Annotated in this window: 25 protein-coding genes and 1 riboswitch; of the genes, 10 read left to right on the top strand and 15 right to left on the bottom strand. The window is 59.8% G+C overall.

What is annotated here, in order from left to right; genetic code table 11:
• Nucleotides 1–59: 59 nt before the first annotated feature.
• Entirely contained in the window at nucleotides 60–818 is a 759-nt protein-coding gene (locus DWW51_RS04055; protein WP_117773618.1) for an HAD family hydrolase, read from the top strand.
• On the opposite strand, the gene DWW51_RS04060 is transcribed toward DWW51_RS04055, so the two are convergent.
• Nucleotides 815–2,134, bottom strand: a complete 1,320-nt coding sequence (locus DWW51_RS04060) for a serine dehydratase subunit alpha family protein (RefSeq protein WP_117773619.1) — start codon at nucleotides 2,132–2,134, stop codon at nucleotides 815–817. The genes DWW51_RS04055 and DWW51_RS04060 overlap by 4 nt on opposite strands.
• 271 nt (nucleotides 2,135–2,405) lie before the next feature.
• On the opposite strand from DWW51_RS04060, the gene rpiB reads away from it, so the two are divergent.
• Complete coding sequence (gene rpiB, locus DWW51_RS04065; RefSeq protein WP_035138007.1) at nucleotides 2,406–2,873, top strand: ribose 5-phosphate isomerase B; 468 nt, start codon at nucleotides 2,406–2,408, stop codon at nucleotides 2,871–2,873.
• Nucleotides 2,874–3,053: 180 nt separating this feature from the next.
• On the opposite strand, the gene ndk is transcribed toward rpiB, so the two are convergent.
• The 3 genes from ndk to DWW51_RS04080 form a co-directional block, all read right to left on the bottom strand.
• Nucleotides 3,054–3,458, bottom strand: coding sequence for a nucleoside-diphosphate kinase (gene ndk, locus DWW51_RS04070; RefSeq protein WP_055251725.1), 405 nt, complete (start codon nucleotides 3,456–3,458; stop codon nucleotides 3,054–3,056).
• 384 nt (nucleotides 3,459–3,842) lie between these two features.
• Complete coding sequence (gene argH / locus DWW51_RS04075) at nucleotides 3,843–5,273, bottom strand: argininosuccinate lyase (protein WP_117773620.1); 1,431 nt, start codon at nucleotides 5,271–5,273, stop codon at nucleotides 3,843–3,845.
• A gap of 421 nt (nucleotides 5,274–5,694) precedes the next feature.
• Nucleotides 5,695–6,921 (bottom strand): argininosuccinate synthase, encoded by a 1,227-nt coding sequence (locus DWW51_RS04080; protein ID WP_055251721.1) that lies wholly within the window; start codon nucleotides 6,919–6,921, stop codon nucleotides 5,695–5,697.
• Nucleotides 6,922–7,475: 554 nt separating this feature from the next.
• Here DWW51_RS04080 and DWW51_RS04085 point away from each other — a divergent pair.
• Nucleotides 7,476–8,303 (top strand): Cof-type HAD-IIB family hydrolase, encoded by an 828-nt coding sequence (locus tag DWW51_RS04085; protein ID WP_117773621.1) that lies wholly within the window; start codon nucleotides 7,476–7,478, stop codon nucleotides 8,301–8,303.
• Nucleotides 8,304–8,579: 276 nt separating this feature from the next.
• Here DWW51_RS04085 and polA read toward each other — a convergent pair whose 3' ends face one another.
• Nucleotides 8,580–11,324 carry a DNA polymerase I gene (polA, locus tag DWW51_RS04090; RefSeq protein WP_117773622.1) on the bottom strand — a complete coding sequence of 915 codons (2,745 nt, stop codon included), beginning with the start codon at nucleotides 11,322–11,324 and terminating at the stop codon, nucleotides 8,580–8,582.
• A 166-nt stretch (nucleotides 11,325–11,490) separates the two neighbouring features.
• On the opposite strand from polA, the gene DWW51_RS04095 reads away from it, so the two are divergent.
• Nucleotides 11,491–12,888, top strand: a complete 1,398-nt coding sequence (locus tag DWW51_RS04095; protein ID WP_117773623.1) for an aminopeptidase — start codon at nucleotides 11,491–11,493, stop codon at nucleotides 12,886–12,888.
• Nucleotides 12,889–12,991: 103 nt separating this feature from the next.
• Nucleotides 12,992–13,801, top strand: coding sequence for a YaaA family protein (locus DWW51_RS04100; protein WP_117773624.1), 810 nt, complete (start codon nucleotides 12,992–12,994; stop codon nucleotides 13,799–13,801).
• A 40-nt stretch (nucleotides 13,802–13,841) separates the two neighbouring features.
• Here the strand turns inward: DWW51_RS04100 and DWW51_RS04105 are convergent, their stop codons facing one another.
• Nucleotides 13,842–14,357 carry a hypothetical protein gene (locus tag DWW51_RS04105; protein ID WP_117773625.1) on the bottom strand — a complete coding sequence of 172 codons (516 nt, stop codon included), beginning with the start codon at nucleotides 14,355–14,357 and terminating at the stop codon, nucleotides 13,842–13,844.
• Between the two features lie 63 nt (nucleotides 14,358–14,420).
• Nucleotides 14,421–14,536, top strand: a riboswitch (TPP riboswitch).
• Here DWW51_RS04105 and thiC point away from each other — a divergent pair.
• A complete protein-coding gene (thiC, locus tag DWW51_RS04110) occupies nucleotides 14,529–15,863 on the top strand; it encodes a phosphomethylpyrimidine synthase ThiC (protein WP_099431544.1) in 1,335 nt (444 codons plus the stop codon). (Overlaps the previous riboswitch by 8 nt.)
• Nucleotides 15,864–16,041: 178 nt before the next feature.
• The gene (gene thiD, locus DWW51_RS04115) at nucleotides 16,042–16,872 is read left to right on the top strand and encodes a bifunctional hydroxymethylpyrimidine kinase/phosphomethylpyrimidine kinase (RefSeq protein WP_117640313.1); all 831 of its coding nucleotides are present in this window, start codon (nucleotides 16,042–16,044) and stop codon (nucleotides 16,870–16,872) included.
• A gap of 340 nt (nucleotides 16,873–17,212) precedes the next feature.
• On the opposite strand, the gene DWW51_RS04120 is transcribed toward thiD, so the two are convergent.
• From DWW51_RS04120 to DWW51_RS04135, 4 genes are all read right to left on the bottom strand, one after another.
• Nucleotides 17,213–17,872, bottom strand: a complete 660-nt coding sequence (locus tag DWW51_RS04120) for a GDSL-type esterase/lipase family protein (RefSeq protein ID WP_117640314.1) — start codon at nucleotides 17,870–17,872, stop codon at nucleotides 17,213–17,215.
• A 78-nt stretch (nucleotides 17,873–17,950) separates the two neighbouring features.
• The gene (locus tag DWW51_RS04125; RefSeq protein WP_117640315.1) at nucleotides 17,951–19,081 is read right to left on the bottom strand and encodes a TIGR02452 family protein; all 1,131 of its coding nucleotides are present in this window, start codon (nucleotides 19,079–19,081) and stop codon (nucleotides 17,951–17,953) included.
• Nucleotides 19,082–19,218: 137 nt separating this feature from the next.
• The gene (locus tag DWW51_RS04130; RefSeq protein WP_117640316.1) at nucleotides 19,219–19,914 is read right to left on the bottom strand and encodes a Bax inhibitor-1 family protein; all 696 of its coding nucleotides are present in this window, start codon (nucleotides 19,912–19,914) and stop codon (nucleotides 19,219–19,221) included.
• An 84-nt stretch (nucleotides 19,915–19,998) separates the two neighbouring features.
• The gene (locus DWW51_RS04135) at nucleotides 19,999–20,337 is read right to left on the bottom strand and encodes a hypothetical protein (protein WP_117640317.1); all 339 of its coding nucleotides are present in this window, start codon (nucleotides 20,335–20,337) and stop codon (nucleotides 19,999–20,001) included.
• Between the two features lie 250 nt (nucleotides 20,338–20,587).
• Between DWW51_RS04135 and DWW51_RS04140 the strand changes: the two genes are divergently transcribed.
• From DWW51_RS04140 to DWW51_RS04150, 3 genes are all read left to right on the top strand, one after another.
• Nucleotides 20,588–21,637 carry an inorganic phosphate transporter gene (locus DWW51_RS04140; protein WP_117640318.1) on the top strand — a complete coding sequence of 350 codons (1,050 nt, stop codon included), beginning with the start codon at nucleotides 20,588–20,590 and terminating at the stop codon, nucleotides 21,635–21,637.
• A 67-nt stretch (nucleotides 21,638–21,704) separates the two neighbouring features.
• On the top strand, nucleotides 21,705–22,328 hold the full coding sequence (locus DWW51_RS04145) for a DUF47 domain-containing protein (RefSeq protein ID WP_117640319.1): 624 nt from the start codon (nucleotides 21,705–21,707) through the stop codon (nucleotides 22,326–22,328).
• 286 nt (nucleotides 22,329–22,614) lie between these two features.
• Entirely contained in the window at nucleotides 22,615–23,145 is a 531-nt protein-coding gene (locus DWW51_RS04150) for a nitroreductase family protein (RefSeq protein WP_117773627.1), read from the top strand.
• Between the two features lie 165 nt (nucleotides 23,146–23,310).
• Here the strand turns inward: DWW51_RS04150 and DWW51_RS04155 are convergent, their stop codons facing one another.
• The 5 genes from DWW51_RS04155 to DWW51_RS04175 all read right to left on the bottom strand — a co-directional run bounded on the left by DWW51_RS04155 (nucleotide 23,311) and on the right by DWW51_RS04175 (nucleotide 26,850).
• A complete protein-coding gene (locus DWW51_RS04155; RefSeq protein WP_117640320.1) occupies nucleotides 23,311–23,988 on the bottom strand; it encodes a DivIVA domain-containing protein in 678 nt (225 codons plus the stop codon).
• A 61-nt stretch (nucleotides 23,989–24,049) separates the two neighbouring features.
• Nucleotides 24,050–24,337 carry a YggT family protein gene (locus DWW51_RS04160; RefSeq protein ID WP_164473347.1) on the bottom strand — a complete coding sequence of 96 codons (288 nt, stop codon included), beginning with the start codon at nucleotides 24,335–24,337 and terminating at the stop codon, nucleotides 24,050–24,052.
• 15 nt (nucleotides 24,338–24,352) lie between these two features.
• Entirely contained in the window at nucleotides 24,353–25,075 is a 723-nt protein-coding gene (locus DWW51_RS04165; RefSeq protein WP_055251691.1) for a cell division protein SepF, read from the bottom strand.
• A 60-nt stretch (nucleotides 25,076–25,135) separates the two neighbouring features.
• Entirely contained in the window at nucleotides 25,136–25,873 is a 738-nt protein-coding gene (locus tag DWW51_RS04170; protein ID WP_117584221.1) for a YggS family pyridoxal phosphate-dependent enzyme, read from the bottom strand.
• A gap of 119 nt (nucleotides 25,874–25,992) precedes the next feature.
• Nucleotides 25,993–26,850: a PhoU domain-containing protein gene (locus DWW51_RS04175; RefSeq protein ID WP_117584222.1), complete on the bottom strand. Its 858-nt coding sequence runs from the start codon at nucleotides 26,848–26,850 to the stop codon at nucleotides 25,993–25,995.
• Between the last annotated feature and the right edge of the window lie 72 nt (nucleotides 26,851–26,922).

Below are 26,922 nucleotides of genomic sequence, written 5' to 3' on the forward strand. Positions count from 1 at the left end.
TTGGGGTAAAGTATCCGGAGCCAACGATTCTAGATCGATTTTTCGAGAAAGGTGCCCGCGTGCTCAAAGCAGTCGTTTTCGATATGGACGAAACGCTTCTTAGCATCAACCTCAACGCGTTCATCCTTCGCTATTTTAAGGATGTCTCTTCGATGCTCGCGGATATCGGGCGCCGCAGCCGCGGTGGCACGATGGCACGCCTCGGCACCATCCTGGTCGACCTCAACGCCAATCGCCGCAGCGGCACGGACAACCGCACCAATCTTGAGTTTTACCAAGAAGAGGTCGAGCGCCGATGCGGGATTTGCCTCTCGGACCCACTTATCTACGAGGCGTTTACCTACTACGACCGCGAAGTTCTTCCGTACAAGAATGACGAACTCATCAACGCCCATGCCATGCCGGGCGCACACGCCGCGCTCCAGGCCGTACAGGGCGCAGGGCTGCGCTGCGCGCTCTTTACCAACCCCAGCTTTCCGCAGGGGGCCATCGAGTGCCGCATGGGTTGGGGCGACCTGGCCGACGCCCCCTTTGAGCTCGTCACGCACATGGGAAACGCCACCCGCTGCAAGCCTGATGCCACCTACTATCTAGAGCAGCTTCAGGTGATGGGGCTCGAACCGCACGAGGTCCTTATGGTGGGCAACGATCCCAAACGCGACTTCCCTAGCCCCGCCTGCGGCATTCAGACTGCCTATGTAGGCCAGGGCAAGCCCAACCGAGTCACCTGGCGCGGAACCATGGAAGGCTTCGCCCGCGACTTTAACGCCGTAGTAGAGGCCTTCTACGAGCACCAAGTAGCCGACGAACTGTCCTAGCACACTTGGGTTTTGCCGATCATGATGTTGAGGATCTCGACGTCGGTATCTTTCATGCCCACACGGCCTACGTAGCCCATACTGGCGATTGTCTGCTCAACGGTATCTTGGATCAGGCCCTCGCCGGCGCGGAAGCCGCGGCCCTGCATGGCCATATCGTGGCCCAGAATCGCCGCATCGACGGCAGCGGAAATCTTGGCGGCACAGCTCGCCTTGGCGCCGTCGCACACGATACCGCCCACGTTGCCGAGCGTGTTCGAGACCGTCGCACCAATCTGTTCGCGCGTGCCGCCACACAGCCAGGTAATCGCGGCACCGGCACCGCACGCGGCGCAAATAGCGCCGCAAAACGCCGAGAGCGCACCAATATAGCTCTTGATATGCACGGCGATAAGGTCGGACAGCATCACGGCGCGCACCAGGCGCTCGTTGTCGCAACGCAGGTAGTCGGCATACTCCATAACGGGCAGCGCACAGGTGATGCCCTGGTTGCCCGAGCCGCACACAATGGCGACCGGCAGCGCACAGCCGTTCATACGGGCATCGGACCCGGCGGCCGCACGGGCACGGGCACGGCAGGCGACGTCGTCGGCACGAGCGCCCAGCAGCGTACGGCCTACCTCGGCGCCCCAAGCGTGCGCCAGGCCCTCGGCGCTTATTGCGCCGTTCAGCTCAATCTGACGTTCAACGGCGGCGCGAGCACCCTCGATGTCGCCGTCCTCGATAAAGTCGATGATGGATTCGATCGACATGGGCGTGTCGGCCTTATCGGCGGCACGCTCGGCCACGACGCGCTCGGCGCAGGCGGCACACTCCCCCGCCGACTTGCCACACACCGGAATACCGTCGAGCGTATGGCACGTAACATTCGTGTGGTGGTCGGTGATCTCGACGACCGCGGTATGGCCCCCGGCAGTGGCAGTTACCTTGATATAGAGGTTAGGCACACCCTCGACAAGCGACACGTCGCAGTAGTCAGCGTCGGCGAGCAGCTCGGTCACGCGAGCGCGGTCTGCATCGTCAACACTCTCGAGCACCTCGAGCGCGCTCTTGGCGTCACCGCCCACGGCACCCAGCACGGCCGCAGCCTCGATACCGTGCATACCGCCCGAGTTGGGCACGGTCACGCTCTTAACGTTCTTAATGATGTTGCCCGAGCAGGCAACGTCCATATGATCGGGTTCGCAACCGAGCGTCTGGCTCGCCAACGCCGCTGCATAGGCAACGGCAATAGGCTCGGTGCAGCCGAGCGCACAGACAAGCTCGCGGTTCAAAACATCGCAAAACGCGGCATCACGGATGGAATCGGTAGGCATAGGTATCTCCTGCTTGCATAACGGGCTGGACTCTCAAAAAAGTTGGCTCCTTTATTTGATAACAATGCATCAAAAACCGCAACCATGGTTCCGGCGGACGGCGCTCAAGCACAAACTGGCGGCATTCATTCATGAAAAGCGGGTCTTGTTGCCTGCTAAAGCGTTTGATCAAAAAACGCCCGAGCGTTTACACAAAAGTCGCGCTATCATGCAGTCGAACGCGGTAAACACCTTTAGCATTTGCGCCGCACAGACCAGAGAGGAACCATCCATGAAGATCGGTATCGGTAACGACCACGCCGCCGTCGAGCTCAAGAACATCATTTCCGAGCACCTGAAGGAGCGCGGCTGCGAGGTCGTGAACTTTGGCACCGACACCTCCGAGAGCTTTGACTACCCCATCGCCGGCTACAAGGTGGGTAAGGCCGTTGCCAACGGCGACGTCGACCTGGGCATCCTGATCTGCGGTACCGGCGTCGGGATCAGCCTGGCTGCCAACAAGGTCGAGGGCGTACGCGCCGTCGTGTGCTCCGAGCCCTTCAGCGCCAAGCTCTCCCGCATGCACAACAACACCAACGTGCTCGCCTTTGGCGCCCGCGTCGTTGGCTCCGAGCTCGCCAAGATGATCGTCGACGAGTGGCTCGACGCCGAGTTTGAGGGCGGCCGTCACGAGCGTCGCGTTAACCTCCTCAACGAGATCGACCACACGCGCGGCCTTAAGATCGTCGACGAGGCCTAAAGATTCACAAAGCCATACGACGCTAACGCCAGCCCCCGCCCGGAAGAAACATCCGGACGGGGGCTCTTTAGTAGATTTGTGGGGGTTTACCAAAAGTCTACTGGAATAAAAAGGGCGCCGCGGATGAAGTTCCGCGGCGCCCAAGCCACACGCTAACAGCTTTAAGGAGTCAAAGCTGGTTTAGCCAAAAAAGCGCTTGATCTCGATCTCGGCGTTCTCCAGGCAGTCGGAGCCGTGGATCACGTTGGCGTTGACATCGACAGCAAAGTCGCCGCGAATGGTGCCGGGGGCAGCATCAAGCGGGTTGGTGGCGCCCATAAGGGTGCGCATCTTGGAGACAGCGGAGAGGCCGGAAACGACCATCTTGACGACCGGACCGCTCGTCATAAAGTCGCAGAGACCGCCAAAGAAGGGCTTGTCGGCCAGATGGGCGTAGTGCTCCTCGACGGTAGCGCGCTCGAGCGTGGTCATCTCCATGCGCTCGATGACAAGGCCGCTGCGCTCAATACGAGCAACGATCTCGCCGATCTTGCGGTCGCGCACGGCGTCGGGCTTAATCATGATGAAGGTCTTCTCGATAGCCATAAGGTAGCCTTTCAAGTAGGTTCGCGCGTGCCCAAGTCCCATTCCGGCACCCGCCTGGACTGCATCGTAACAGAGTTTTAGCTGCAGTTAAACAAAAAGCTGTTTATTGAAACGCTGCAATTTATTAAAGCGCTCCATATGTGTCGCTTCTGTTTCGAAGCCCGATTAGAGTACCATCCGACCGCTCATCAACCACATCGAACAGAGCGGGCGGTCGGTTGCCACCCGCGAACGTACCCCCTTCACAACCTGCCCAAAGGTCCTACAGAAGTTCTCGACAAGCCCCTCCCCCATAGCAGCAAAATAGGGGCGCCCGCATCAGCAGACGCCCGTAAAGCAAAAACGATTTATCAATAAATGGACAATACGTCTTCAGCCAAACCTCTACTTTGCCCCGTGACCCATCTCGACAACCTTGGTCAGCGATCCAAACACGCCCTCGTCGGCCACGAGCTGCGCCTCGGCACGCTGCAGCTGCACGGCAACGGCGGCAGGAGCGGTGCCGCCCTCGGTCGTGCGCGCGGCAACGATCGACGGGATGTCGAGTGCCTCGGTAATATCGCGCTCAAAGAGCGGGCTTGCCTCCTGGAACACCTCAAACGGCAGGTCCTCAAGATTGCAGCCGCGCTTCTCACACATCAGGACCAGATGGCCCACCACGGCATGCGCCTCACGGAACGGCAGGCCACGCTTGGCCAGGTAATCAGCAACATCGGTGGCGGCAAGATGACCCACACCGCACTCGCGCGCCATGGCATCCTCGTTGACGGTCCAAGTCGAAATCATACCGGCCATAACCGACAGGCACTGCATGAGCGTGTGGGCGGTATCGAGCGCGCCCTCCTTGTCCTCCTGCAAGTCCTTGTTATAAGCAAGCGGCAGGCCCTTCATGGTCACGAGCAGCTGCACCAGGTTGCCGTACACGCGACCGCTCTTGCCGCGGATAAGCTCAGCAAAGTCGGGGTTCTTCTTCTGCGGCATGATAGACGAGCCGGTGGAATACGAGTCAGAAAGCGTGATAAAGCCGAATTCGGAGCTCGACCACAGCACGATCTCCTCGGAAAGACGCGACAGGTGCATGGCCATGACGGAGCCGGCGCAATGCAGATCGAGCAGGAAATCACGGTCGGAAACCGCATCGAGCGAGTTGGGAATCACACCCGCAAAGCCAAGCTCGGCAGCCGTCATCTGGCGATCGAGCGGATAGCTCGTACCGGCAAGCGCGGCGGCACCCAGCGGGCAGTTGTCAGCGGCATCAAAGGCGGCCTTCAGGCGTGTAAAGTCGCGCGCGAACATCCAGGAATACGCCAGCAGATGATGCGACAGCAGCACGGGCTGAGCATGCTGCATGTGCGTGTAGCCCGGCAGAATCACCTTGTCGTACTTCTTGGCCGCATCCACCAGCACATGGCGCAGCTCAAGATTGGCCTCCATGAGTTCCTTGGCCAGCGCCTTGACGCCCAGACGCGTATCGGTCGCCACCTGGTCGTTGCGCGAACGCCCGGTATGCAAGCGCTTACCGGCCTCGCCGATGCGGCGCGTCAGCTCGCTCTCGATGGACATATGAATGTCCTCATCGTTGATATCGAAGGTGAAGTTGCCGGCATCGATATCCTGTTCGATTCCGGTCAGGCCCTCGGCAATCGCCTGCTCGTCCTCGGCACTGATGATGCCCTGGGCCGCCAGCATCTTGGCATGCGCCTTAGAACCGGCGATATCCTGCTTATAGAGATGTTTGTCGACAGGCAGCGACGCGCCAAACTCCTGCGTGACCTCGGCCACTCCCGCCTCAAAACGACCGCCCCAAAGAGCCATGGAACCGTCCCCTTTCTCCAAATACCAAAACAAGCGCCCAAAGCAATGAGCCATGTCGCTAAAGCGATTTTTCAACCGCTAGTTTTACACATTCCCCACCGTGCACGGGAACATGCAGCTAATTTGCAAAGAAGTGACGCACCTGGCACTTGGCGCCCTTCGACTCCCGCCAACCGCATTGAACATAATGGATACTCCTCGGATATATAAAGGTGTAAAGCCCTCAAATTGATAGAGAGAGCCCCGCCGGACAACCCCGGCGGGGCTCGGACTCAGCCGCAGGCGCGGCATCATATATGCGGGCGGAACGTAGGGGCCACCGATGTTAAGAAGTGCCAGCAAGCATAACGAAAGGCAGGGACCCCGTGCGCCCGTTACGTATCACGCGGATGGGCCGCGCGGATACCAAGGAAGAGAAGCCTTAGGCCTGGGCTGCAGCAGAGCTGGGACCCTGGACCTTAGCCCACGTCTTGAGCGACAGCGTATCAATCTCGATAAAGCCGGCGCTGGCCTTCTCGTCAAACGTGGTGTCACGGTCGTAGGTGGCGAGACCGTAGTCATAGAGGCTGAAGGGGCTCTTGCGGCCGACGACATGGCAGTTGCCCTTGAAGAACTTCAGGCGAACGGTACCGGTCACGAACTTCTGGGTGTCGGCCATAAAGGCGTCGAGCGCGTTTTTGAGCGGGCTGTACCACTGGCCGTTGTATACGGCGGTGGCCCAATCCTGCTCGAGTTTGATCTTGGTCTTGAGCAGGTCGCCCTCAACGCAAATATCCTCGAGCGCCTTGTGGGCGGTGATGAGCGTCAGGGCGCCGGGAACCTCGTAGCACTCGCGGCTCTTGAGGCCCACCAGACGATCCTCGACCAGATCGAGACGGCCAAAGCCGTTGTCACCCGAAATCTTGTTGAGGGCGATGACGATCTCGGAGAGCTTCATCTTCTTGCCGTCGACGGCGACGGGCTTGCCGGCCTCAAACTCAATCTCGGTATACGTCGGGGTGTCGGGCGCGTCCTCGGGGTTCTTGGTCATAACCCAGGCGTCATCGAGCGGCTCGTTCCAGGGATCCTCCAGGTGACCGCACTCAATGGCACGACCCCACAGGTTGTCGTCGATGGAGTAGGGGTTGTCGTTGGCACCCTCGGGAACCGGCACGTTGTGGGCATGTGCGTAGGCGACCTCGTCGGGACGGCACTTCAGGTCCCACTCGCGAACCGGGGCAATAACCTTAAGCTCGGGGTCGAGGGCCTTGACGGCAGCCTCAAAACGAACCTGGTCGTTACCCTTACCGGTGCAGCCGTGGGCGACGTAGGTCGCGCCAAACTCATGGGCGACCTCGACAAGCTTCTTGGCGAGCAGCGGGCGAGACAGGGCGGAGAGCAGCGGGTACTTGTTCTCGTACATGGAGTTGGCGGCGATGGCTTTGGTCAGGAACTCATCGGAGAACTCATCGCGCAGGTCGAGCACCTGGCAATCAAGAACGCCCAGGTCGAGCGCCTTCTGCTTCTTGGCGTCCAGGCCGGTCTCCTCCTGGCCCACGTTGCCGCAGACACAAACGACATCGAGATTCTTCTCGTCCTGGAGCCACTTGACACATACGGATGTATCAAGACCACCGGAATATGCGAGAACGACTTTTTCCTTGCTCATGGCTGTTTCCTTTCGCCCTTGGTAGCTAATTAGAACATCGGTCAGTTGCAAGTCATTTCAAGGTCATATACCGTGCAATATCAGGTTAAATAGCAAAAATCAGCACATACATGCCCTAGAAACATGCAGCAATGTCGTGCTAAAACCCAACGACCTCAAAATGACTCTGTTGAGGCAATTCGCCCCATGCGGACAGAGACGATTGTTATCGTCGTCGGGAAATTGCGCGCTGGCGTCGGATGGCATTGTCTGCAGTAGTGATGATCTTTACGAACTGCATCTGCCTCTCCTTTCACCTATCGCCGGGCGCAATTCTAATATCGTAAACGGTACCTTTTCCTCGGTAAGCGGCTCTTTTGCCGTCTCCGTTTTCGATGGTCGCTATATTACGCTAAAGTGCCTGCTGTACAAGCGGCAAATTCAAATTACTGAAAAGTTTTTTCATTAGTTTGTGAAGCGTGGTGCAAATACGCTCCGTTCCTGCGACAATACGCTCAGTTACTGGTTGATGGTTATAACGTCTGAAACAATTTCGAAACGAAAGGCGCGCTTTTATGCAAACTTACGAATCGGACACCCATATCGGAAACATTAAGATTCTCGCCGTCGACATGGACAAGACGCTGCTGACCGACGAGCGCGTGTTGCCGCAGGGTCTTGACGAGCGCCTGGACAAGCTCGCCGACGCAGGCATCGTATTCTGCCCCGCCAGCGGACGGCCTGCCCCCAAGCTCGAGGAAATGTTCGAGGGCATTAAGAACCGCCTCGCCTTTTGTCCCGACAACGGAGCGTGCGTGATCTATCGCGGCAGCTATATCTATAAGAGCAACATCGATGTGGCGCTGTATCAGCAGGTGCTTGCTCGTGCCTCGGAGGACCCGCGCGCCGTTCCCGTCCTGTGCTGCTACGACGAGTTCTATGTGCTCGCCCGCGACCATCAGTACCACGACGAGATCAGCGTCTACTACAACACGATCAACTACGTCGATACCTTTGAGGGCCTTGACGTCGAGTCCAACAAGATCTCGATCTTCTTCCCCGCCTACGATGCCGAGCCCGCATTTCGCGAGGACTATAACCCCGCGTTCTCGGACCAGCTCTACGTTACCAATGCGGGCCGCGAGTGGATCGACTTTATGAACCTGGGCGTCGACAAGGGCTCGGGCGTGGCGCATCTGTGCGAGCAGCTCGGCATCGATATTGCAGACGCCGCAGCCGTGGGCGATACCTACAACGACATCCCCATGCTTGAGCGCGTCGGTCACAGCTTTATCGTGGACAACGCCGAGGAGCATATGAACGCACATGCTAAATGGCGCATTCCGAGCAACAACGACGGGGGCGTACTGACGCTCATCGACGCTATCCTGGCGGCACGTTAACGTTGCTCGTCGGACCTGGCCGGGCGAGTCGGGTAAGTTTTTCGTTCGGTCAGGTCCTGGGCTCGCTCGGAAAGCACATTTGGTGCTTTCCGGCTCGTGCGGAATCTACGAAAAACTTACCCGACTCGCCCGGCCAGGTCCTTGGGCTACTTGCTTGCCGCCTGGATGGCGTCTTGGCGCCTAGATACTTGGCTGAATTTAATTGAACGAAGGACGCTCCTTGTTGATGAGGGGCGTCCTTCTGTTTTCGGTTACTTTGGAACTGTGGTTGCTTTCCTATTTCGCGTCGGCCCAGGTTATGCCGGTGCTGGCTTCGGCGATGAGGGGTACACGTAGGTCTACGACGTGCTCCATGACGTCGCGGACCATGGCGGTAAGGCGCTCGACTTCGTTGACGGGGCACTCAAAGTCCAGTTCGTCGTGTACCTGCAGGATCATGTGGGCGGCAAAACCCTCTTCTTCCAGGCGGCGGCTTACGCGGGCCATGGCGATCTTGATGATGTCGGCCGCGGTGCCCTGCATGGGGTGGTTCATGGCCGTGCGCTCGCCAAAGCCGCGGAGTTGCGGGTTTTTGGCCTTGAGCTCCGGAATATGACGCCGGCGGCCGTACATGGTCTCGGCGTAGCCCGTCTGCTTGGCACGTGCCACCACGCTGTCGAGGAACGTACGCACGCCCGGGTAGGCCTCGTAGTAGCGATCGATCATATCGCGCGCCTCGGCCATCGAGATGTGCAGCGACTGCGACAGACCATAGGCCTGCTGACCGTACACGATGCCAAAGTTCACGGCCTTGGCGCGGCTACGCAGGTCGGGTGTCACCTCGGACACCGGCACGCCAAATACGCGCGCGGCCGTCTCGGCATGGAAGTCCTCGCCCTCGTTGAAGGCGCGCACCAGGTGCTCGTCACCCGAAAGATGCGCGAGCAGGCGCAGCTCGATCTGCGAGTAGTCCACCGCCAAAAAGACGCTGCCCTCGCCCGCCGAGAACGCCGTCTTGACGGTACGCCCCAGCTCCGAGCGCGTCGGAATGTTTTGCAGATTGGGGTCGCTCGAAGACAAACGCCCCGTCGCGGTGATGGTCTGGTTGTACGTGGTGTGCACACGCCCGTCACCACGGCGCAGCGGGCCCAGCGTGTCCAGATAGGTCGACTTAATCTTGGACTTCTCACGCCAGTCCAAAATCAGGCGCACGATCTCGTGGTCGCGGGCAAGGTCGCTCAGCACCTTGGCGTTGGTCGAATAGTAGCCGCGCTTGGTCTTTTTGAGGCCCTTGGTCGGAAGTCCCATAACATCAAACAGCACGTGCGAGAGTTGCATGGGGCTGCCGATGTTAAAGGTCTCGTCGCCGGCCAGGTCGCGAATGCTGCGCTCGACATCGGCAATCTGGGTCGCCAGGCCCTCGGACAGACTGTGCAGGCGGTCGGGGTCCACGAGCATGCCCGCGCGCTCCATCTTGGCAAGCACCGGCACGAGCGGCATCTCGATCCCATCGAACACGTTGGCGGCGTTCTCGCGGGCCATGCGGTCACGCAGCGGTGCAACCAGCGCCAGCGTCAAGGCCGCCGTGCGAGCGGCGGGCGCAGGAGCGTCCTCGCCAGCACCCTCTGCGCCGCGCGCCGCAGGCAGCGCCATCTGCAGATACGTATCGGCCAGATACACCTCGTCAAACTCGGAGCGGTCGGAATCCAACAGGTAGGCGGCAACAACGGTATCGAAGATGCGCGTGGAATCGACTGCCAGCGGATCCATGAGCTCGAGCTCAGAAGAATCGATGGGCGAAAGCTCATGCAGAAGCGCCTTCATATCCGGGCTCGCCACACGGCCTTCCATAAACAGACGCGCGAGCACGCCGGCAATCACGCCGTGGGCGAAGTTGAAGCCCTCAACCTCAGCCGCCGCACCACTGTCGCCCTCCTCGAGCGCAAACAGGCCCTTGGACGTCGCCAACCACAGCGTGCGCGTCAGCCCAAAGAGCGCGCCCTCTTCCTTGTCATCGTCCACCACGGCGGCGACCCACTCGCCGGCATCAATCACGCGGGAGACCTCAGCCGCAACGGCACCAAGCGCGCCAGCATCGCCGGCGGCTGCGCGCAAAACGGCGGGAATCTCAAACGTGCTGGCAGCTGCCCCGCCCTCGCCGCCGATCAGCGCCAAGAAACGGTTCTGCATGGCGGTGATACCAAGCGTGCCCAGCGCCGCGGAAACCTCATCGGCGGAAAACGCCGGGAAGGACGTCGCCTCAAAATCGAGCTCAACGGGTGCATCGGTGCGGATGGTCGCCACCTTACGGCTCAGCAGCGCGTCGTCGATGTGTGCGCGCAGGTTTTCTCCCATCTTGCCCTTGACCTCGTCAGCATGCGCGATGACCTCGTCAAGGCTGCCGTACTGCGCGATGAGCGCACTCGCCTTTTTGGGGCCGATGCCCGGTACGCCGGGAATGTTGTCCGACGTATCGCCCTTCAGACCGTAAAAATCGGGCACGAGCGCCGGCGTGATGCCGTGATACAGGTCGTCCACGCTCTCGGGCGTCATGATCGCCACGTCGGACAGGCCCTTGCGAGTCGAGACCACGTTAACGTGCTCGGTCACGAGCTGATACATGTCGCGGTCGCCGGTCACCAGCAGCATGTCGCAGCCGGCCTCCTCGCCCAGGCGCGCCATGGTTCCCAGGATATCGTCGCCTTCCCAGCCCTCGGACTGCAAAATGGGCACGTTGAGCGCGGCGAGCAGCTCCTTGATCATGGGGAACTGCGCGTGCAGGTCGGGGTCCATGGGCGGGCGCTGCGCCTTGTACTGCGGCAGCATCTCCATACGCACGCGCGGCTTGCCCTTGTCAAACGCCACGACAACGCCGTCGGGATTAAAGGCATCGATCATCTTGAGGAACATGTTCAGAAAACCAAAGATCGCGTTGGTGGGGCGACCGTCCGGCGCGTTCATGGTCGGCGGCACGGCGTGGAAGGCGCGATGCATGAGCGAGTTGCCGTCGATGACGGCAAAGGTACGGCGCTTTTCAGACATATTGAATACCTCGCTTTGGGCTGGGCACGGTTTGCTCACACCAGTTTACACGCTCCCCGCCCCGCGGCCACCGCACATCAGGCTTCCCTGCCGCCGCGGGCCCGCGCGTGATACGATGGCTCACGGTACATCAACCAGCACGATCGATCCGAAAGGAGCCTGCGTCATGGAGCGTCCCAGCGCATGGAAAAAGTACACGCCACAGCAGATCGAGGAGCTCGAGGAGCTTTGCCGCGGCTATAAGCGGTTTTTGAGTGAGAACAAGACCGAGCGCCTGTGCGTCAAGGCCGGTATCAAGATGGCCGAGGAGGCGGGCTACGTCAATCTGGAGACCGTGATCGCCGAGGGCCGCGCGCTCAAGGCCGGCGACAAGGTGTACGCCGCCAACCACGGCAAGGACCTCATGCTCGTCAACCTGGGCACCGCCCCGCTCGAGCAGGGCTTTAACATCCTGGGCGCCCACGTGGACTCGCCGCGCCTGGACCTCAAGCAGAACCCCGCCTTCGAGGCCGGCGACATGGCTTATCTCGACACGCACTACTATGGCGGCGTCAAGAGCTACCACTGGGTCGCTTCCCCGCTCGCACTCGTGGGCGTCATCTGCAAAAAGGACGGCACCACCGTCGACATCAACATCGGTGACAAGGCCGACGACCCGGTCTTTACCATCTCCGACCTGCTGATCCACCTCTCGAGCGAGCAGATGGCCAAGCCCGCCAAGGACGCCGTCGACGCCGAGATCCTCGACGTGATCGTGGGCGGCCGCCCCGTCAAGTTTGACGAGGACGACAAGGACGCTCCCAAGGAGCCCGTCAAGCAGATGTTCCTGGATATCCTCAAGGAGCAGTACGACGTCGAGGAGGAGGACTTCCTCTCCGCCGAGATCGAGGTCGTGCCCGCCGGCCCCGCCCGCGACATGGGTCTCGACCGCTCCATGATCTTGGGCTATGGCCACGACGACCGCGTCTGCGCTTACCCCTCCATGCTCGCCCAGATCAACGTGGCAGACGTCGAGCGTACGAGTATCACGCTCATCGTCGACAAGGAGGAGATCGGCTCCGTGGGCGCCACCGGCATGACGAGCCGTTTCTTCGAGAACACCGTCGCCGAGATCATGACGCTCGCCGGCGAGAGCAGCCCGCTGGCCCTGCGCCGCGCACTCGCCCGCAGCCGCATGCTCTCCTCTGACGTGTCCGCCGGCTTTGACCCGGGCTACGCCGGCAAGTTCGAGACCAAGAACGCCGCCTTTATGGGTCGCGGCCTGTGCTTTAACAAATACACGGGCAGCCGTGGCAAGGGCGGCTCCAACGACGCCGACGCCGAGTACGTCGCTCTCATCCGCGACATCATGGACGAGGCAGGCGTGGACTTCCAGACCTGCGAGCTCGGCCGCGTCAACGCGGGCGGCGGCGGCACCATCGCCTACATCATGGCCGAGTATGGCATGAACGTCATCGACTCCGGCGTTGCCGTCCTGTCCATGCACGCCCTGTGGGAGGTCGCCAACAAGGCCGATATCTACGAGGCCTATCGCGGCTACAAGGCCTTCATCGAGCGCGCCTAACCGACCCTTCATCCGTTGCGGTGAAATACGGACTAAACTGGCCCATAAATGGCCAAAACAGACCGTATTCCACCGCAACTTCCTTTTTGGCAGAGGAGAGTCCATGCTGCAGGTCATCATTTCGCCCGCCAAGCAGATGCGTGCGGCCCAAGATGCTTTTGAAGTCCTGGGCATTCCACCTTTTGCGCACGAGACGGCTCACCTCCACCGCGCACTGCTAGATATCGAGCGGAATGAAGGCAGCGGTGGCCTGCAGGCGCTCTGGAACGTGAGTGACAAACTGCTGGGGCCTTGCCTCAACACCCTGCATGAGTTCCGGCCCATCCTGAATAACAGCGATCTCGACAATCCCGCACTCGCCCGCCACCTCTCCCCTGCCGTCATGTCCTATCACGGCATTCAATACCAGAGCATGGCACCCGAGGTGATGGATTCCGCGCAGCTCGCATGGCTGCAAGACCATCTGTGGATCCTCTCGGGCCTTTACGGATGCGTACGCCCCTTTCATGCCGTTGAACCGTATCGGCTGGAGATGGGCGCGAAGCTTGCCGTCGACGATGCCCGAGACCTCTACGCGTTTTGGGGCGACAAGCTCGCACGGGCCATCGCTCCGGCGGGCTCCAACATCACGATCGTCAACCTCGCCAGCATAGAGTATGCCAAAGCCGTTCTGCCCTGCCTCGCGTGCGACGCCACGGCCGTCACATGCCTCTTTGGCGAAGGCATTCGCAACGGCAAGCCCATCCAGCGCTCGACCGCCAGCAAAAAGGCGCGCGGCTCCATGGTGCGCTGGATGGCAGAAAACAAGCTCGAGGATGTAAGCGGGCTCACCGCGTTCGATGTTGGCTATCGCCACTTTCCCGAGCTTTCAAATAAAAACACTTTGGTCTTCCTGAACGAACAGGCCTTGTAGGACCACCGCCGCTTTTGAATGTGCTGCCTAGGCACGGCGTCTATTCCGCTAAGCCATCGGCCTTTGCAATCCCGTTTGTCGAGCCGTCCTGATAGACAATCTTGACGTGCTCTACCTCGGACACCGCAACACCCGATGGGGGTTCCAAGCGCCATTCCGTCAGCGCGATATCCATCGTCGTGGGCACATCCCCTTGATCTTTGAGCTCGACCGACAGCGTCTTAAGCGACGCATCGAAGGTCACGCGCTCGATCTCTTCACCAGGAATGGAACCGCCGCTCAGCTGCAGCTGGACAAATCCATCGCGCGGATACCAATAGTCGCCCGGCGCGGCAACGGTATTGCCACCCGCGACCTTCACCGTCATTATCGGTAGGCTATCATCAGCCTCGAACTCCCATGCAGCGCCGCCGCGACCACCAAACGTCCAGATACAAACGGCAATCACCAGCACAGCAAGCACCGCAAAACCAATCGCGACAAGGCCATGGTGCGCACGGCTTTCCTCGGCCGATACATCCCATTGCGTCTCTCGATATAGATGCTTGTCTTCCATGTTCGCCTCCCCACAGGCACGCTCGTTAGGCCAATCGTACCCATTCGAGCTATACTTGAGCCCATTACATAAACGGGGAGCTTGCAGGACAAGACGGCAGGCTGAGACTGGGCGCGCCCGCCCTGACCCGCAAACCTGATATGGGTAATGCCAACGAAGGGAGCCGTGCCAATGAGCACACAGACCGAGCCCAAGCTCGTCACGCAAATCGACTTCGCCCGCGCCGGGCAGATCACGCCGCAGATGAAGGAAGTCGCCGAGCGCGAGCATCGCGACCCCGAGTACATCCGCGAGCGCGTGGCCGACGGCCGCATCGCCATTCCCGCCAACATCGTGCACATCAAAAAAGGCATGCGCGCCTTTGGTGTCGGCGAGGGCCTGTCTACTAAGGTCAACGTCAACCTGGGCATCTCGGGCGATAAAGCCGATGCCGCCGAGGAATGGAAGAAGGTCAAGATCGCCGAGGACTTTGGCGCCGACGCCATCATGGACCTTTCCAACTCGGGCAAGACGCGCCAGTTCCGCCAGCAGCTCATCGACGAGACGCCGCTCATGGTGGGCACCGTCCCCATGTACGACGCCATCGGCTACATGGAAAAGCCGCTGGTCAAGCTTACCAAGGATGACCTGTTCGAGGTCGTGCGCGCGCACGCCGAGGACGGCGTGGACTTTATGACCATCCACTGCGGCATCAACAAGTCGGTCACCAAGACCTTTAAGGAGACCGGCCGCCTCATGAACATCGTGAGCCGCGGCGGCTCGCTGCTGTTTGGCTGGATGGAGGTCACCGGCAACGAAAACCCCTTCTACGAGTACTTTGACGAGCTGCTCGAGATCTGCCACGAGTACGACGTGACGATTTCGCTCGGCGACTCCTGCCGCCCGGGCTGCCTCTACGACTCCAACGACGCCACAGAGACTGCCGAGATGATCGAGCTGGGCAAGCTGTGCAAGCGCGCTTGGGCTGCCGGCGTCCAGGTCATGGTCGAGGGCCCGGGTCACATGGCGCTCGACGAGATCGCCGCCAACATGAAGCTACAGAAGCGCCTGTGCCACAACGCCCCGTTCTATGTGCTGGGGCCGCTGGTGACCGATATCGGCGTGGGCTACGACCACATCACCGCTGCCATCGGCGGCGCTATCTCCGCCAGCTCCGGTGCCGACTTCCTGTGCTACGTGACGCCGGCCGAACACTTGTGCCTGCCCAACGCCCAGGACGTGCTCGATGGCCTCATGGCTACCAAGATCGCCGCACACGCCGCCGATATCGCCAAGAAGGTGCCGCACGCCCGCGACATGGACGACAAGATGGGCCAGGCACGCCGCAAGCTCGACTGGGACGCCATGTGGAAGTGCGCGCTCGACCCAGTTACGGGCAAGAAGCGCTACGAGGAGTCTCCCGCCGCCACCGAGGGCACTTGCACCATGTGTGGCAAGATGTGCGCCGTCCGTACCGTTAACAAGGTGTTCGAAGGCACAACGATCGACCTCGGCATGGAGGATTAACGCGTCACCGGAGCCGCAATCGGTAACATGGTGTTCGTCAATTGTTGACATGTGAACATTTGCTTACATTTGCGTAAAGATTGCATCGCCCGCCCGGGTTCGGAATACAGCCGGCCCGGGCATCTTTATAATGCAGACTTAAAGACCCATTTGAATCCGACCGGACAAGGGAGTGAGCATGGATCGCAGTAAGGTACCCGCCGTTCTATCCATCGCGGGATCCGATTCCAGCGGCGGTGCCGGCATTCAGGCCGACATCAAGACCATCACGGCGCACCGCCTGTATGCCGAGACGGCCATAACCGCCATTACAGCGCAAAACACACTGGGCGTCACCGCCGTGCAGGATATCTCGCCAGATATCGTAGCCGCGCAAATTGACGCTGTCTTTGACGATATCCGCCCAAGCGCCGTCAAGATCGGCATGGTTTCTTCTGTCGAGATTATCGAAGTCATCGCCGACCGCTTGAGCGCCTGGAACGCAACGAACGTGGTCGTCGACCCCGTCATGGTCGCCACCTCGGGCGCGCGCTTGATTGCCGAGGATGCCTCCGAGGCACTCACCCGCCGCCTGTTCCCACTAGCAACCGTCATCACGCCCAATATTCCCGAGGCCATGGCCCTGCTTGACTACGAGGTCGACTCCGAGCGCACACAGCAAAATGCTGCCATGCTCCTCACCCGCCGCTTTGGTTGCGCATCCCTCGTTAAGGGTGGGCATCTTGTCAACGAGGCTAACGATGTATTGGCCGAGCCCGCGCCACTCGATGACGAGGGCAACCATCTGGGCGATCCGCTCACTACGTGGTTTCGCCACAAGCGCATTGAGACCAGCAACACGCACGGCACCGGCTGTACGCTCTCATCCGCCATCGCTTGCGCGCTGGCCCAGGGCATGGAACTTGCCGACGCCATCAACGCCGGCAAGGCCTACCTGACCGGCGCTCTCGCCGCTGGCTTTGACATGGGCAAAGGTTCCGGCCCCGTCAACCACATGTGGCAGTATTAAGATTCACAGCCCAGAGCCACCGCAAAGGGGGCAGGCACCTTTGCGGTGGCTCCCACAAACATCTCGATCTGTAACAGTTAGAGCCCATTTTTCGGCCCACCTGTTACAGATCGAGACATTCAAATTCCGCTGAGAAGATAATCTCAATCTGTAACAGTAACTCGGCAAAATCGACCCTAGATGTTACAGATCGAGACAAACGACCGATATCGACCTAAATAATCTCAATCTGTAACATCTAGCCCGTTTTCGACCTTACAACTGTTACAGATCAAGACAAACAAACGATCCAAAACCACCGCAAAGGGGGCAGGCACCTTTGCGGTGGCTTGGGCTCGCGCTACTCACCGAGCATCTCTTGGAGCTTGGCTGCCACGGCATGTCCCAAGCTCTCGTGGCTTTCGGGCATCATATGCAGATAGTCGATATCGCCCGGCTCGGCATAATCGGCGGCATTCAAAAAGTCGCAGCCAAACTGCTCAGCCACATGCGCGTAGTACTCACCAAAATGTTCCGAGGCTTCTACGGAATGCTCGTCAAAGTCGGTCATATATACATCGGCGATCTGCGGCTTAATCTTGATAGGTGCCATCAGCAGAATCCGTGGGCAGGGCGCGGCATCGGTCCAGGCAAACGCACGGACGGCGCGAATCAACGCCATGGCACCACGGGCGATATCGGAAGCTGTCACGCCAAAGACCGTCTTACAGTCGTTGGTGCCCAGCATGATCACAATGGCGTCCAGCGGCTTATGGGCCTCGAGCAGCATCGGAAGTGCGCGGATGCCGTTAAGATTGGTGTCCAGATGGCACATGTCGTCGCGTACCGTCGTGCGGCCGTTGAGGCCTTCTTCAATTACATGCCAGCCCTCGCCTAAGTCACGTTGGGCCACGCCGCACCAGCGCACATCCTGCGCATAGCGCACCGCGGTGCCGTCGCGCATGCCCGCCGGATCGTAACCATAGGTGTTGCTGTCGCCAAAGCATAGAACGTTTTTCATCGTAAGCCCCTCGCTCAGTAAAAAGCCGACGGAAGCAGCCTCTCCCGTCGGCTCGACCTATCTGTCAGCACGTACCGATTACAGGTACTTGCGCCAATCGTCCTCGTCCTCATCATCCTCGGTAGCAGCCTGGGCCTGCTCGGCGGCGCGAGCTGCCGCAGCGCGAGCGGCAACCTGGGCATAGGACTCCTCGTTGCGCTCGGGGAAGTTTGCCAGCACGTGCTCGAACTTGGCAAAATCCTCATCCCAGCGCGTAGAAGGCACGGCAAAGAAGACTTGCTTGACCTTGAAGTCGCCCGATGCGAGCTCCTTGCGGAAAATCTCGGCCACGGCCTCGGCATCAAAACCGTTGTTGTCGCAGCCCCAAGCGCCCAGTACGAGCTTCTCGCGACCCAGCTCGTCGCAGATGGCGAGCACAAAGCGGATACGGTCGCGCAGCGCGTCCAGCAGCGCATCGTCGCTCACGCGGTACTCCTGGCGTGCGCGCTTGGCATTGGGCGCGGCGGCCACGATCACATCGGCATACGCATGCACGTGGTTGCGGTCAAAACGCACCGCAGGCACTACCAGCGCACGGTTGCGGTAGAGCTCGCAGTTGATATTGCGGCGACGGTTCTCGCCATACCACTTGCGCTGCTTGTCGAGCACGTTGTACAGATACGAATCGGCGCAGAGCGTAGCCTCCTGGCCCAGATAGCCCTGGATGTAGCCGCCACCCGGGTTGGTGAACGAGGCAAAGGCGAGCACTGCCATGTCGCAGAACTGCGCATAGCCACGGCCGTTGTCCAGAATGGCCTGCGTGGCGGAGGCATCAAGCACGGTGACCTCGGGCAGGGTCGGAGCGGGCTCCTCGGCAGGCGCGGACTCGGTCTCTGCGGGTTTCTCGGCAGGCGCAGACTCGTCCGTGACCTCGGTCTCGACGGACGCAACCTCAGCGGCCTCGACCTCGACGGACTCAGACTCCTCGGCAACCGGCTCCTCGGCAGCCGCAGCCGCTTGGGCCTTGGCCTTCATCGCCGCGACAAAGCCGGCAGGCATACCGTCAAACTCGCGAACACCGGCAAGCGAACGCTCGATATCCTTGGCGCACGCTTCGGACACAGTTGCCACGTGACGCTCGGCGGCCTTAGCACGGGCCTCGCGCTTGGGATTGGGCTGACCCGCTCGGTTGGACCTGCGGTTACGGTTCCTGTTGTCGACGTCTGCCATACGTGGCCACCTTTCCTGTCGCTGCCGCTATCGGCTTTTCCCATCCATGATACCCCGCCGCGTACAAAAAAGACGGCCCCGAAGGACCGCCTTTCGCATCGATTTGCACGCACGGCAAGCACCGCCGCAATTCGCCACTAATCGCGACGGCCAAGGATGTTCAGGATGCGCAGGAACACGTTGATAATGTCCACGAACAGATTGGACGCCATGAGCACGGCGTTGGGCAGCGTAGGCGGCACCGTCGTGGCAACATAGGTGTCGTAGCCAATAAAGCCGGCGAACACCACGATCACGATCAGATCGGTGATGGTCTGCGAGACGCCCATGAACATCAGCACGATCTCAACCAGAATAGTGGCGAGCAGAATGCCAAAACCGATGCCATATACGCGCTGGAAAAACTTGGGGAACGTCACGCCCAAAGCGCCAAAGACAAAGGTGATAGCGGCCGTGGCGATAAAGGCAGTGTTGATGGTGGGCAGGTCGTAGTTGGCAAGGCCAAACGACGCGGTCAGGCCAAAGGTACTCGCAAAGATTACGTAGCCCACAAGGGACAAGCCCACGGACTGCTTGCTGGCGGCGGCCGACATCATGACCATGCCGACGATGGTCAAAATAAACGAGCCAAAGACCAGCGGCAAGGCGGCGCCGCTCATCATCATGCGCGCAAACGACATGGTGCTCGTAAAGTAGGCGCCAGCGCCCATGGCGCAAAAGCCCAAGAAGATCAGGGCAGACATGGCGAGATTGTACGCGCGCGGCGACATCTCCTTGGCGCGGCTTGCGCCGGTCTCGACGGGGCCGTTCTGATAGCCCTGGATATCGTTCATAGGTTCGTCCTTTCAAAAAGCGCCACAAATAACGGCGCAGTAGCTGACAAGATTCCTGTCATTGTACCCGAATGCCGTACGTCCTTACCCACGGCGCTCGCCCTCGAGCGTACGGTCGAATGCCCACACCCACCAACGCATCAGATGGGCCTGCGAGCCATCTGGTCGTTCGCGCGTCTGGTCCTCCAGATACAACTCGGTCGCATGACCGCCAAAACGGACCCTATAGGTTGCCGTACGAATGCCGTGAACCGTCAGGCCAAACCCAGTGGTCGAGACAATCTCGTCAATCGTAAAGCAACGACCGTCGACCCAGCAGACGGTGACCGGCACAACCTGTCCGCCCGCGAGGATGCGAGCCACGACGTCCACATACTGCTTGTGCACGCGTCGAGTTTTGCCATCTGTCTGTCGATATTCCATGCCCCCTATTATCGAACGCATGTTTGCATGTTGTAAAGCGAACAGACTGTGGTTTTTGGAGTGTCGTAGCAATCGCGCGTGTCCGCATGGCGTGATAGCAAAAAGAACACCCACGGTCAACAGGGCTAATATTCAATTTTAGTGCCAAAAAATTACTTCTCCCATCAGAACTCGGCAAAGAAACCCGCAGGAGGTGATACGATTTATCATGTTTTTGTAACGTGTCTGCAAACTTCGAGAAAGCCCATATATGGACGTAACGTTCTCAACCTTCCTCGGCCAAATTGTGTCGAACCCAGTCCTTGCCGTCACCGTGATCCTCGCGTTGGGCGCCATCTTCGTCAACGGATGGACCGACGCGCCCAACGCCATCGCGACCTGCGTCACTACGCGTTGCATGCCCGCCCGCGCCGCCATTCTCATGAGCGCCGCATTCAACTTCCTCGGCGTGCTCATCATGACGCACTTTAACGCGAGCGTCGCCAATACCATCTCGCATATCGTTGACTTTGGCGGAAACAGCACCATGGCGCTCGCCTGCCTGTGCGCGGCGCTCTTCTCCATCGTCGTCTACGGCGCCACGGCATCGCGTTTTGGCATCCCCACCTCGCAAAGCCACAGCCTTATCGCCGGCCTGACCGGTGCCGCTATCGCCCTCGGCGGCGCGAGCAGCGTCAACGTCCACGAGTGGATGAAGGTCATCTACGGCCTGGCGCTCTCCATCGGCCTGGGCTTTGTCATGGGCTGGGTCCTGTGCAAGCTCGTCTCGATTCTTTTCGCCGCCGCCAACAGGCGACGTGCCAACGTCTTCTTTAAATACGCTCAGATCGCGAGTGCCGCGGCCATGAGCTTCATGCACGGCGCGCAGGATGGACAGAAGTTCATCGGCGTGCTCTTTTTAGGCGTGGCCTTTGCCAGCGGCCAGACGAGCGTCGGCGATGCCGGCATCCCCATCTGGATTATGCTGCTATGCTCGGCCACCATGGGCATCGGCACCAGCGTGGGCGGCGAGCGCATCATCAAGTCCGTTGGCCAGAGCATGGTCAAGCTCGAAAAGTACCAGGGCTTCTCCGCCGACCTGGCGGGCGCCGCGAACCTGCTGCTTGCCACCCTTACCGGCATCCCCGTGTCCTCCACGCACATCAAGACCTGCGCCATCATGGGCGTCGGTGCCGTCAAACGCCTCTCGGCCATCAACTTCGGCGTCGTCAAGGACATGATGTTCACCTGGTTCTTCACCTTCCCCGCCTGCGGACTCATCAGCTTTGTCATGGCCAAGCTGTTCATGATGTTCATCTAGTCAAACCGAACGTCCATCCGGACCGTAACACCTCGCCCACCCGTCTTCGCCTCGAAAGGACCCACTCATGGCAAAGAAACCCGATTCGTTCTACTTTGACAACTACGTCGCCTGCGCCGACCTCGCCGTCCAGGCCGCCGAGCTGCTTACCAAGATTTTCGAGAACTTCGATCCCGCAAAGATTCACGATATGCTCGACAAGATGCATGCGATCGAGCATGCGGCCGACAAGAAGCACCATGAGCTTGAGGACGCCCTGCTCACCGCCTTTATCACCCCGCTTGAGCGCGAGGATCTGGACCTGATGAGCTGCTCGCTCGACACCGTGCTCGACCGCATCGAGGGCGTCGTGCAGCGCGTCTACTTCACCAACATCCAGAGCATCCATCCCGATGCCATCGTGATCGCCCACAAGGTGACCGACGCCTGCTGCGCCATGAAGGACCTTATGGTCGAGCTTCCCAACTACCGCAAGTCCAAGACTCTGCGCGAACTCGTCATCCAGATCAACACCATCGAGTCCGAGGCTGACGAGCTCTATATCAACGCCATGCGTAACCTGCACGTTAACGGCAAGGACCCGCTCGAGGTCATCGCCTGGCGTGACGTGTACGCCTTCCTGGAGTACTGCGCCGACTGCTGCGAGAATGTGGCCGATGTCGTGGATTCGATTGTCATGAAGAACAGTTAATTGGGGGTACATGTCCCACCGGTCGCGGGCCCGGCCACTAATAACCTTTTTCACTCCGGCTGCAAGCAGAGTCGTTCAAAAGGTTATTAGTGGCCGGGCCCGCTCCCTTATGCACCACCATTGGGAACTTTGGCTGATAGATTTAGCGCGATGGGGGTTTGGCTGAAGGGACCTTTGGTATCCGTTCGGACACTTTGGCCCTTGATGAGCGTTTGGCTGATTGCTGCTTTGGGTACTCTTTGGGTTACTTTTGGTTTGTTTGATTTTTAATTTTAGGAGGGCTTGTATGTCTTATTTGGATCTGGCTCGTGGTCGGTATTCTTGTCGTTCTTTTGAGGACCGTTCTGTTGAGCAGGCTGTGGTGGATGCCATTGTTGAGGCTGGGCGTATTGCTCCTTCTGCTTGTAATAATCATCCAGCCCGTGTGATGGTGCTGGATACGCCTGAGCTGTTGGAGAAGGCTGCTGCTTGTCAGCCTCGGTTTGCTCGTGATGGGTCTATCTTTGGAGCTCCGCTTGTCTTCCTTATTTGCAGCGTTACCGATGATGCTTGGGTGCGCCCGTATGACCAGATGAATTCCAGTGAAATCGATACGTCCATCGTGTGCGACCAGATGATGATGGAGGCCACCGAGCAGGGCCTGGGAACGTGCTGGGTATGCCATTTTAAGCCTGAGATGGCACAGGAGCAGTTCAATCTGCCCAAGGGCGTCTATCCCTATCACATGCTCGTCTGTGGCTATCCCGCCGACCACATCGCCGATCCCGAGCATCGCGAGGCCCGCACTATTCCCCTCTCCAACTTCCTCCTCAAGTAGTTTTTAGACATACCTTAAAATCTACCTTTTACCACGCGCCCTTCGCCGAGTTCTGTCCTATCGCATGCAGAGCTCGGCGTTTTGTTTCCCAACCCGTATACAGCCACAAAAAAGGAGCCCGCAGGTGCGAGCTCCTCTTACGGACACTAGATTGTAGTTCTGGTGTTAGTCCAGGTCGTCGGCGGCAAAGTTGTCGATCGGGGCGAAGGGATCGGCCACGGGGACAACCGGATCGGCGACGGGCAGCGGCTCGGCGGCGGGAACGGTCACCGCGGGAGAAGCGGCAGAACCGACCGGCGTGGAGGCCATGAGGTCGGCCGGGAAGGAGTTCTGGGCGTCGTCCATAAAGTGCTGGATGAGCTTGAGATACTCGGCCTTGAACTCCTCGCGGGAAGCCTTCAGACGGTCGATTTCCTCGAGCTCGGCCTGCTTCTCGGTCAGAGCCTGGCGGATAACCTCGCGGGCCTTGGCGTCAGCCTCGTTGCGGATGCGATCAGCGTTCTCGTTGGCGTCGTTGACAATTGCCTCGGCGGTCTGCTGGGCAGCGATCAGGGCAGCGGAGATCTGACGCTCCTGAGCGGAGAAGTCGGGTGCGGGAGCGGCCACAGGAGCAGCGGGAACGGCCTGAGCGGCGGTATCCTGGGCCTGGGCAAGCTGAGCCTGCGCGTCGGCAAGCTGCTGCTCGGTGGCGGTCAGGCGACCCTTAAGATCAACGATCTTGGCAAGCATAGCGTCAACCTCGGAGGACAGCGTCTCCAAGAAGACGTCGACCTCGGCAGGATCGTAGCCACGCTTGGCCTCAGAGAAAGTCTGAGCCTGGATGTCTGCAGGGGTAATAGCCATAACAAGTCTCCTTTTTCATCGCCTCGGCGCTACACGCCCGACGTAAGTTACTAAGTCAGTTCTATACGAGTATACCTATAAGAAGCTGCAGAATCAGCCTCTGCACCAACTGCAACGCAATAATCGCAACGACCGGCGAAAAATCAACGCCGCCCATCGGCGGGATAAACCGACGAAAGAGGTTGAGCCACGGGCCGCAGACGCTATCGAGCACTGCAGCGATATCCTGCAGCAGGCCGCCCTGCTTCATGGGAATCCACGTCATAAAGCAATAGACCACGATGAGCGTGGAGTAGAAGTTGAACAGCGTGTTGACCAGCTGGACAATGGTGTAGATGTTGATGAGAATCTCCTCGTCTTGGGTTTACTTAAGGTAGCCGTCGGCACGAAGCTTCTTGAGGTCCGAATCCTTAACCTCGCAGCCGGCGGGCAGCACCATGAATACGCGGTCGCCTACCTCCTTGACCGTGGCGCCCAGACCGCAGGCAAAGCCGTAAGAGAAGTCCAAGACGCGCTTGGCAACTTCGGTGCGTACGCCCACAAAAATCAGTGCGACAGGCTGCTTGGTGCGAACGCGGCGCACCACGGTCTCCACGTCGTCATAGCTCTCGGGGCGCAGGACATAGGCCGGCAGCTGCGGTGTGGCGTTGATGATATTGCTCGCATAGGCCGAGGCATCGCTCGGTGCAGGCGCGGGCGCAGCGGCGGCACGGGCGCGGGTGTTCTCGGCGTAGCTAGACGGCGTGTCATAGGCACCAGGACGATAACCGCTCGCAACACTGTCCTGCGAGCGCGAAGGCGGGTTATACGTTGTGGCATGGCGAGAGTCATCGCCGACCAGCTGACCGGAGCGCGTATACACGGCAACCGACTCAGCTTCACCGCGGCGCGTCTGACCAAGCAGGCCGTTGCTCGGCTCGTCTTGGGTGTAGAAGCCCTCGCCCGAAGCACCGCTGTAGCCGTTGCCCTGATAACTATCGTCATAGCCGTCATCGTAGCCGTAGTCGTCGTCCTGGCCATAACCCTGGTCGTAACCCTGCTGGCCGCCCAGGTGCATCTTATTTTTAATCTCGTCAAGGAAGCCCATGGTTGTGTCCTCTCGCGGTTTAGTGCAGGCGCCCCGATAATCAGTGCGCACTTCAGAGCCTTATTTTACTGCAAACTCCGGGCTAAATACTACCCTGCCCAGGCGAACGAGCGTAGAGCCCTCCTCAAGGGCAGGCTCAAAGTCCTCGCTCATGCCGCAGGAAAGCTCAGGCAGGTTCAAATCGGGATGCGCCGCCTCCAGCTCATCCCTCAGCTCACGAAGCCCCGCAAAGGTGCGGCGTGCCACATCCTTATTCCCCCGGGGCGCCATAGTCATAAGCCCCTGCACGCAAATTCCCTCAAGTTCCGCAAGCTCACCCGCGGCGGCGCGAATCTCATCGGGCGAAAAGCCTCCCTTCGACTCCTCACCACTCACATTGACCTCAATGAGCACACGCTGGGGGCCGGCGAGCTCGCCTGCCTCAATCTTGCGGACAGCACGGCTCGAGATCGCCTGCGCCAGATGCAGCGAACCCACCGAGTGAATCAGCTCGGCTGAGCCCAGCACCGCATTGATCTTATTGGTCTGCAGGTTGCCGATCATATCGAAGCGCACCTCGGGCAGCTCCGGATGCTCCGCCAGACCCGTGAGCTTGCGAACCAGCTCCTGCGGGCGGTTCTCGGCAAAATGGCGATACCCCGCCTGGATGGCGGCAACGGTCTCATCGACACCAACGGTCTTGGACACGGCAATGAGGCTCGCGGCGTCGTGGGGACGGCCTGCGCGATCGAGCGCCGCATAAAAACGTTCCAGAATCTGCTCGCGGCGAGCGCGCATCAAGTCCAAATAGTTATCCATTGCCAATCGCCTCCGCTGACGGCCAAACAAGTAGTCCCATGCTAACGCAAGAGCGCGGCCCCGCATGTGCAAGGCCGCGCTCACTTAGGTATTTACAATCTTTCGACGAACGGGATTACTTACTCCTCGTCGTCCTCGTCATCGTCCTCGTCCTCAAGATGATCGAGCAGGTAGCGAAGTCCCTCGCTGACCTCGTTAACGGGCACCTTGGCAACGTAGCGCGCATCGACGGCGGGCCTCATGATGACGCCCTCGCCCGAAGGCACGCGCATGCTCTCGAGCTCGTCCTCGTCCGTGCGGGCGATATCGCCGGCATTCATGCGCTGACCAGTCAGCAGGAAGGTCAGGCGGCAGGCGGCATCGATGGAAATCGAGGCGATGCGATCGAGGTAGCGCGAAACCATGATGGCGCGGCGCAGGTCGTCATAGTTGCTGTCGTCGTCCATAAAGTCGCCCGTATCCATACGGTTAAAGGTGCGGAAGAACTTCTCGTAGGCGGCGTGCACTGGCTCGTCCTCGACGGCCAAGTTGCAGATGATGGACATGTCGTTGGTGACGAGCGCAGAAAGCGAAGAGCCCAGCACCTGGTAGACGGCCTCAGCCTCGGCCTCGACCGTGCCGACAAGCTCCTTGGGCAGCGAGATGTCGGCCTTGATCATATGACGCGTGGCACGGCAGATCTGACGGACCTTATCGGTCATGCGTTGCAGGTTAAAGTCGACGTAGATGATCGTCTGAAGCAGGCGGAAGTCGGAGGCGACCGGTGACTGCGTGGCAATCAGGTTGTAGCAGACGGCCTCCAGGTTGGCGCAGCGTGCGTCAATCGAAAGCGTGCGCTTCTTGGTCTTGGTGGCGAGCTTGCGGTCGTCGGTCACATAGGCCTTAACGGCATCGTGGAGGGCCAGATCGACGGCCTCGTAGATGCTCAGCATCTCGTGACGGGCCTCGATGAGCTGACGGGAAAACAGTTTGCGCATGGTTCACTCCAATCAGTTGGGTGCGGTCATGCCGCCCGCACAGTGAATACGCACCGGACCAGGTCCGATCGG

The organism is Collinsella sp. AF15-51 (assembly GCF_003462845.1).
Lineage (GTDB): Bacteria > Actinomycetota > Coriobacteriia > Coriobacteriales > Coriobacteriaceae > Collinsella.

Excerpts from the sequence above, each read along its gene's own strand:
- DWW51_RS04060 (WP_117773619.1), bottom strand. The coding sequence starts at position 2,134 with ATGCCTACCGATTCCATCCGTGATGCCGCGTTTTGCGATGTTTTGAAC.
- rpiB (WP_035138007.1), top strand. The coding sequence starts at position 2,406 with ATGAAGATCGGTATCGGTAACGACCACGCCGCCGTCGAGCTCAAGAAC.
- ndk (WP_055251725.1), bottom strand. The coding sequence starts at position 3,458 with ATGGCTATCGAGAAGACCTTCATCATGATTAAGCCCGACGCCGTGCGC.
- argH (WP_117773620.1), bottom strand. The coding sequence starts at position 5,273 with ATGGCTCTTTGGGGCGGTCGTTTTGAGGCGGGAGTGGCCGAGGTCACG.
- DWW51_RS04080 (WP_055251721.1), bottom strand. The coding sequence starts at position 6,921 with ATGAGCAAGGAAAAAGTCGTTCTCGCATATTCCGGTGGTCTTGATACA.
- DWW51_RS04085 (WP_117773621.1), top strand. The coding sequence starts at position 7,476 with ATGCAAACTTACGAATCGGACACCCATATCGGAAACATTAAGATTCTC.
- polA (WP_117773622.1), bottom strand. The coding sequence starts at position 11,324 with ATGTCTGAAAAGCGCCGTACCTTTGCCGTCATCGACGGCAACTCGCTC.
- DWW51_RS04095 (WP_117773623.1), top strand. The coding sequence starts at position 11,491 with ATGGAGCGTCCCAGCGCATGGAAAAAGTACACGCCACAGCAGATCGAG.
- DWW51_RS04100 (WP_117773624.1), top strand. The coding sequence starts at position 12,992 with ATGCTGCAGGTCATCATTTCGCCCGCCAAGCAGATGCGTGCGGCCCAA.
- DWW51_RS04105 (WP_117773625.1), bottom strand. The coding sequence starts at position 14,357 with ATGGAAGACAAGCATCTATATCGAGAGACGCAATGGGATGTATCGGCC.
- thiC (WP_099431544.1), top strand. The coding sequence starts at position 14,529 with ATGAGCACACAGACCGAGCCCAAGCTCGTCACGCAAATCGACTTCGCC.
- thiD (WP_117640313.1), top strand. The coding sequence starts at position 16,042 with ATGGATCGCAGTAAGGTACCCGCCGTTCTATCCATCGCGGGATCCGAT.
- DWW51_RS04120 (WP_117640314.1), bottom strand. The coding sequence starts at position 17,872 with ATGAAAAACGTTCTATGCTTTGGCGACAGCAACACCTATGGTTACGAT.
- DWW51_RS04125 (WP_117640315.1), bottom strand. The coding sequence starts at position 19,081 with ATGGCAGACGTCGACAACAGGAACCGTAACCGCAGGTCCAACCGAGCG.
- DWW51_RS04130 (WP_117640316.1), bottom strand. The coding sequence starts at position 19,914 with ATGAACGATATCCAGGGCTATCAGAACGGCCCCGTCGAGACCGGCGCA.
- DWW51_RS04135 (WP_117640317.1), bottom strand. The coding sequence starts at position 20,337 with ATGGAATATCGACAGACAGATGGCAAAACTCGACGCGTGCACAAGCAG.
- DWW51_RS04140 (WP_117640318.1), top strand. The coding sequence starts at position 20,588 with ATGGACGTAACGTTCTCAACCTTCCTCGGCCAAATTGTGTCGAACCCA.
- DWW51_RS04145 (WP_117640319.1), top strand. The coding sequence starts at position 21,705 with ATGGCAAAGAAACCCGATTCGTTCTACTTTGACAACTACGTCGCCTGC.
- DWW51_RS04150 (WP_117773627.1), top strand. The coding sequence starts at position 22,615 with ATGTCTTATTTGGATCTGGCTCGTGGTCGGTATTCTTGTCGTTCTTTT.
- DWW51_RS04155 (WP_117640320.1), bottom strand. The coding sequence starts at position 23,988 with ATGGCTATTACCCCTGCAGACATCCAGGCTCAGACTTTCTCTGAGGCC.
- DWW51_RS04165 (WP_055251691.1), bottom strand. The coding sequence starts at position 25,075 with ATGGGCTTCCTTGACGAGATTAAAAATAAGATGCACCTGGGCGGCCAG.
- DWW51_RS04170 (WP_117584221.1), bottom strand. The coding sequence starts at position 25,873 with ATGGATAACTATTTGGACTTGATGCGCGCTCGCCGCGAGCAGATTCTG.
- DWW51_RS04175 (WP_117584222.1), bottom strand. The coding sequence starts at position 26,850 with ATGCGCAAACTGTTTTCCCGTCAGCTCATCGAGGCCCGTCACGAGATG.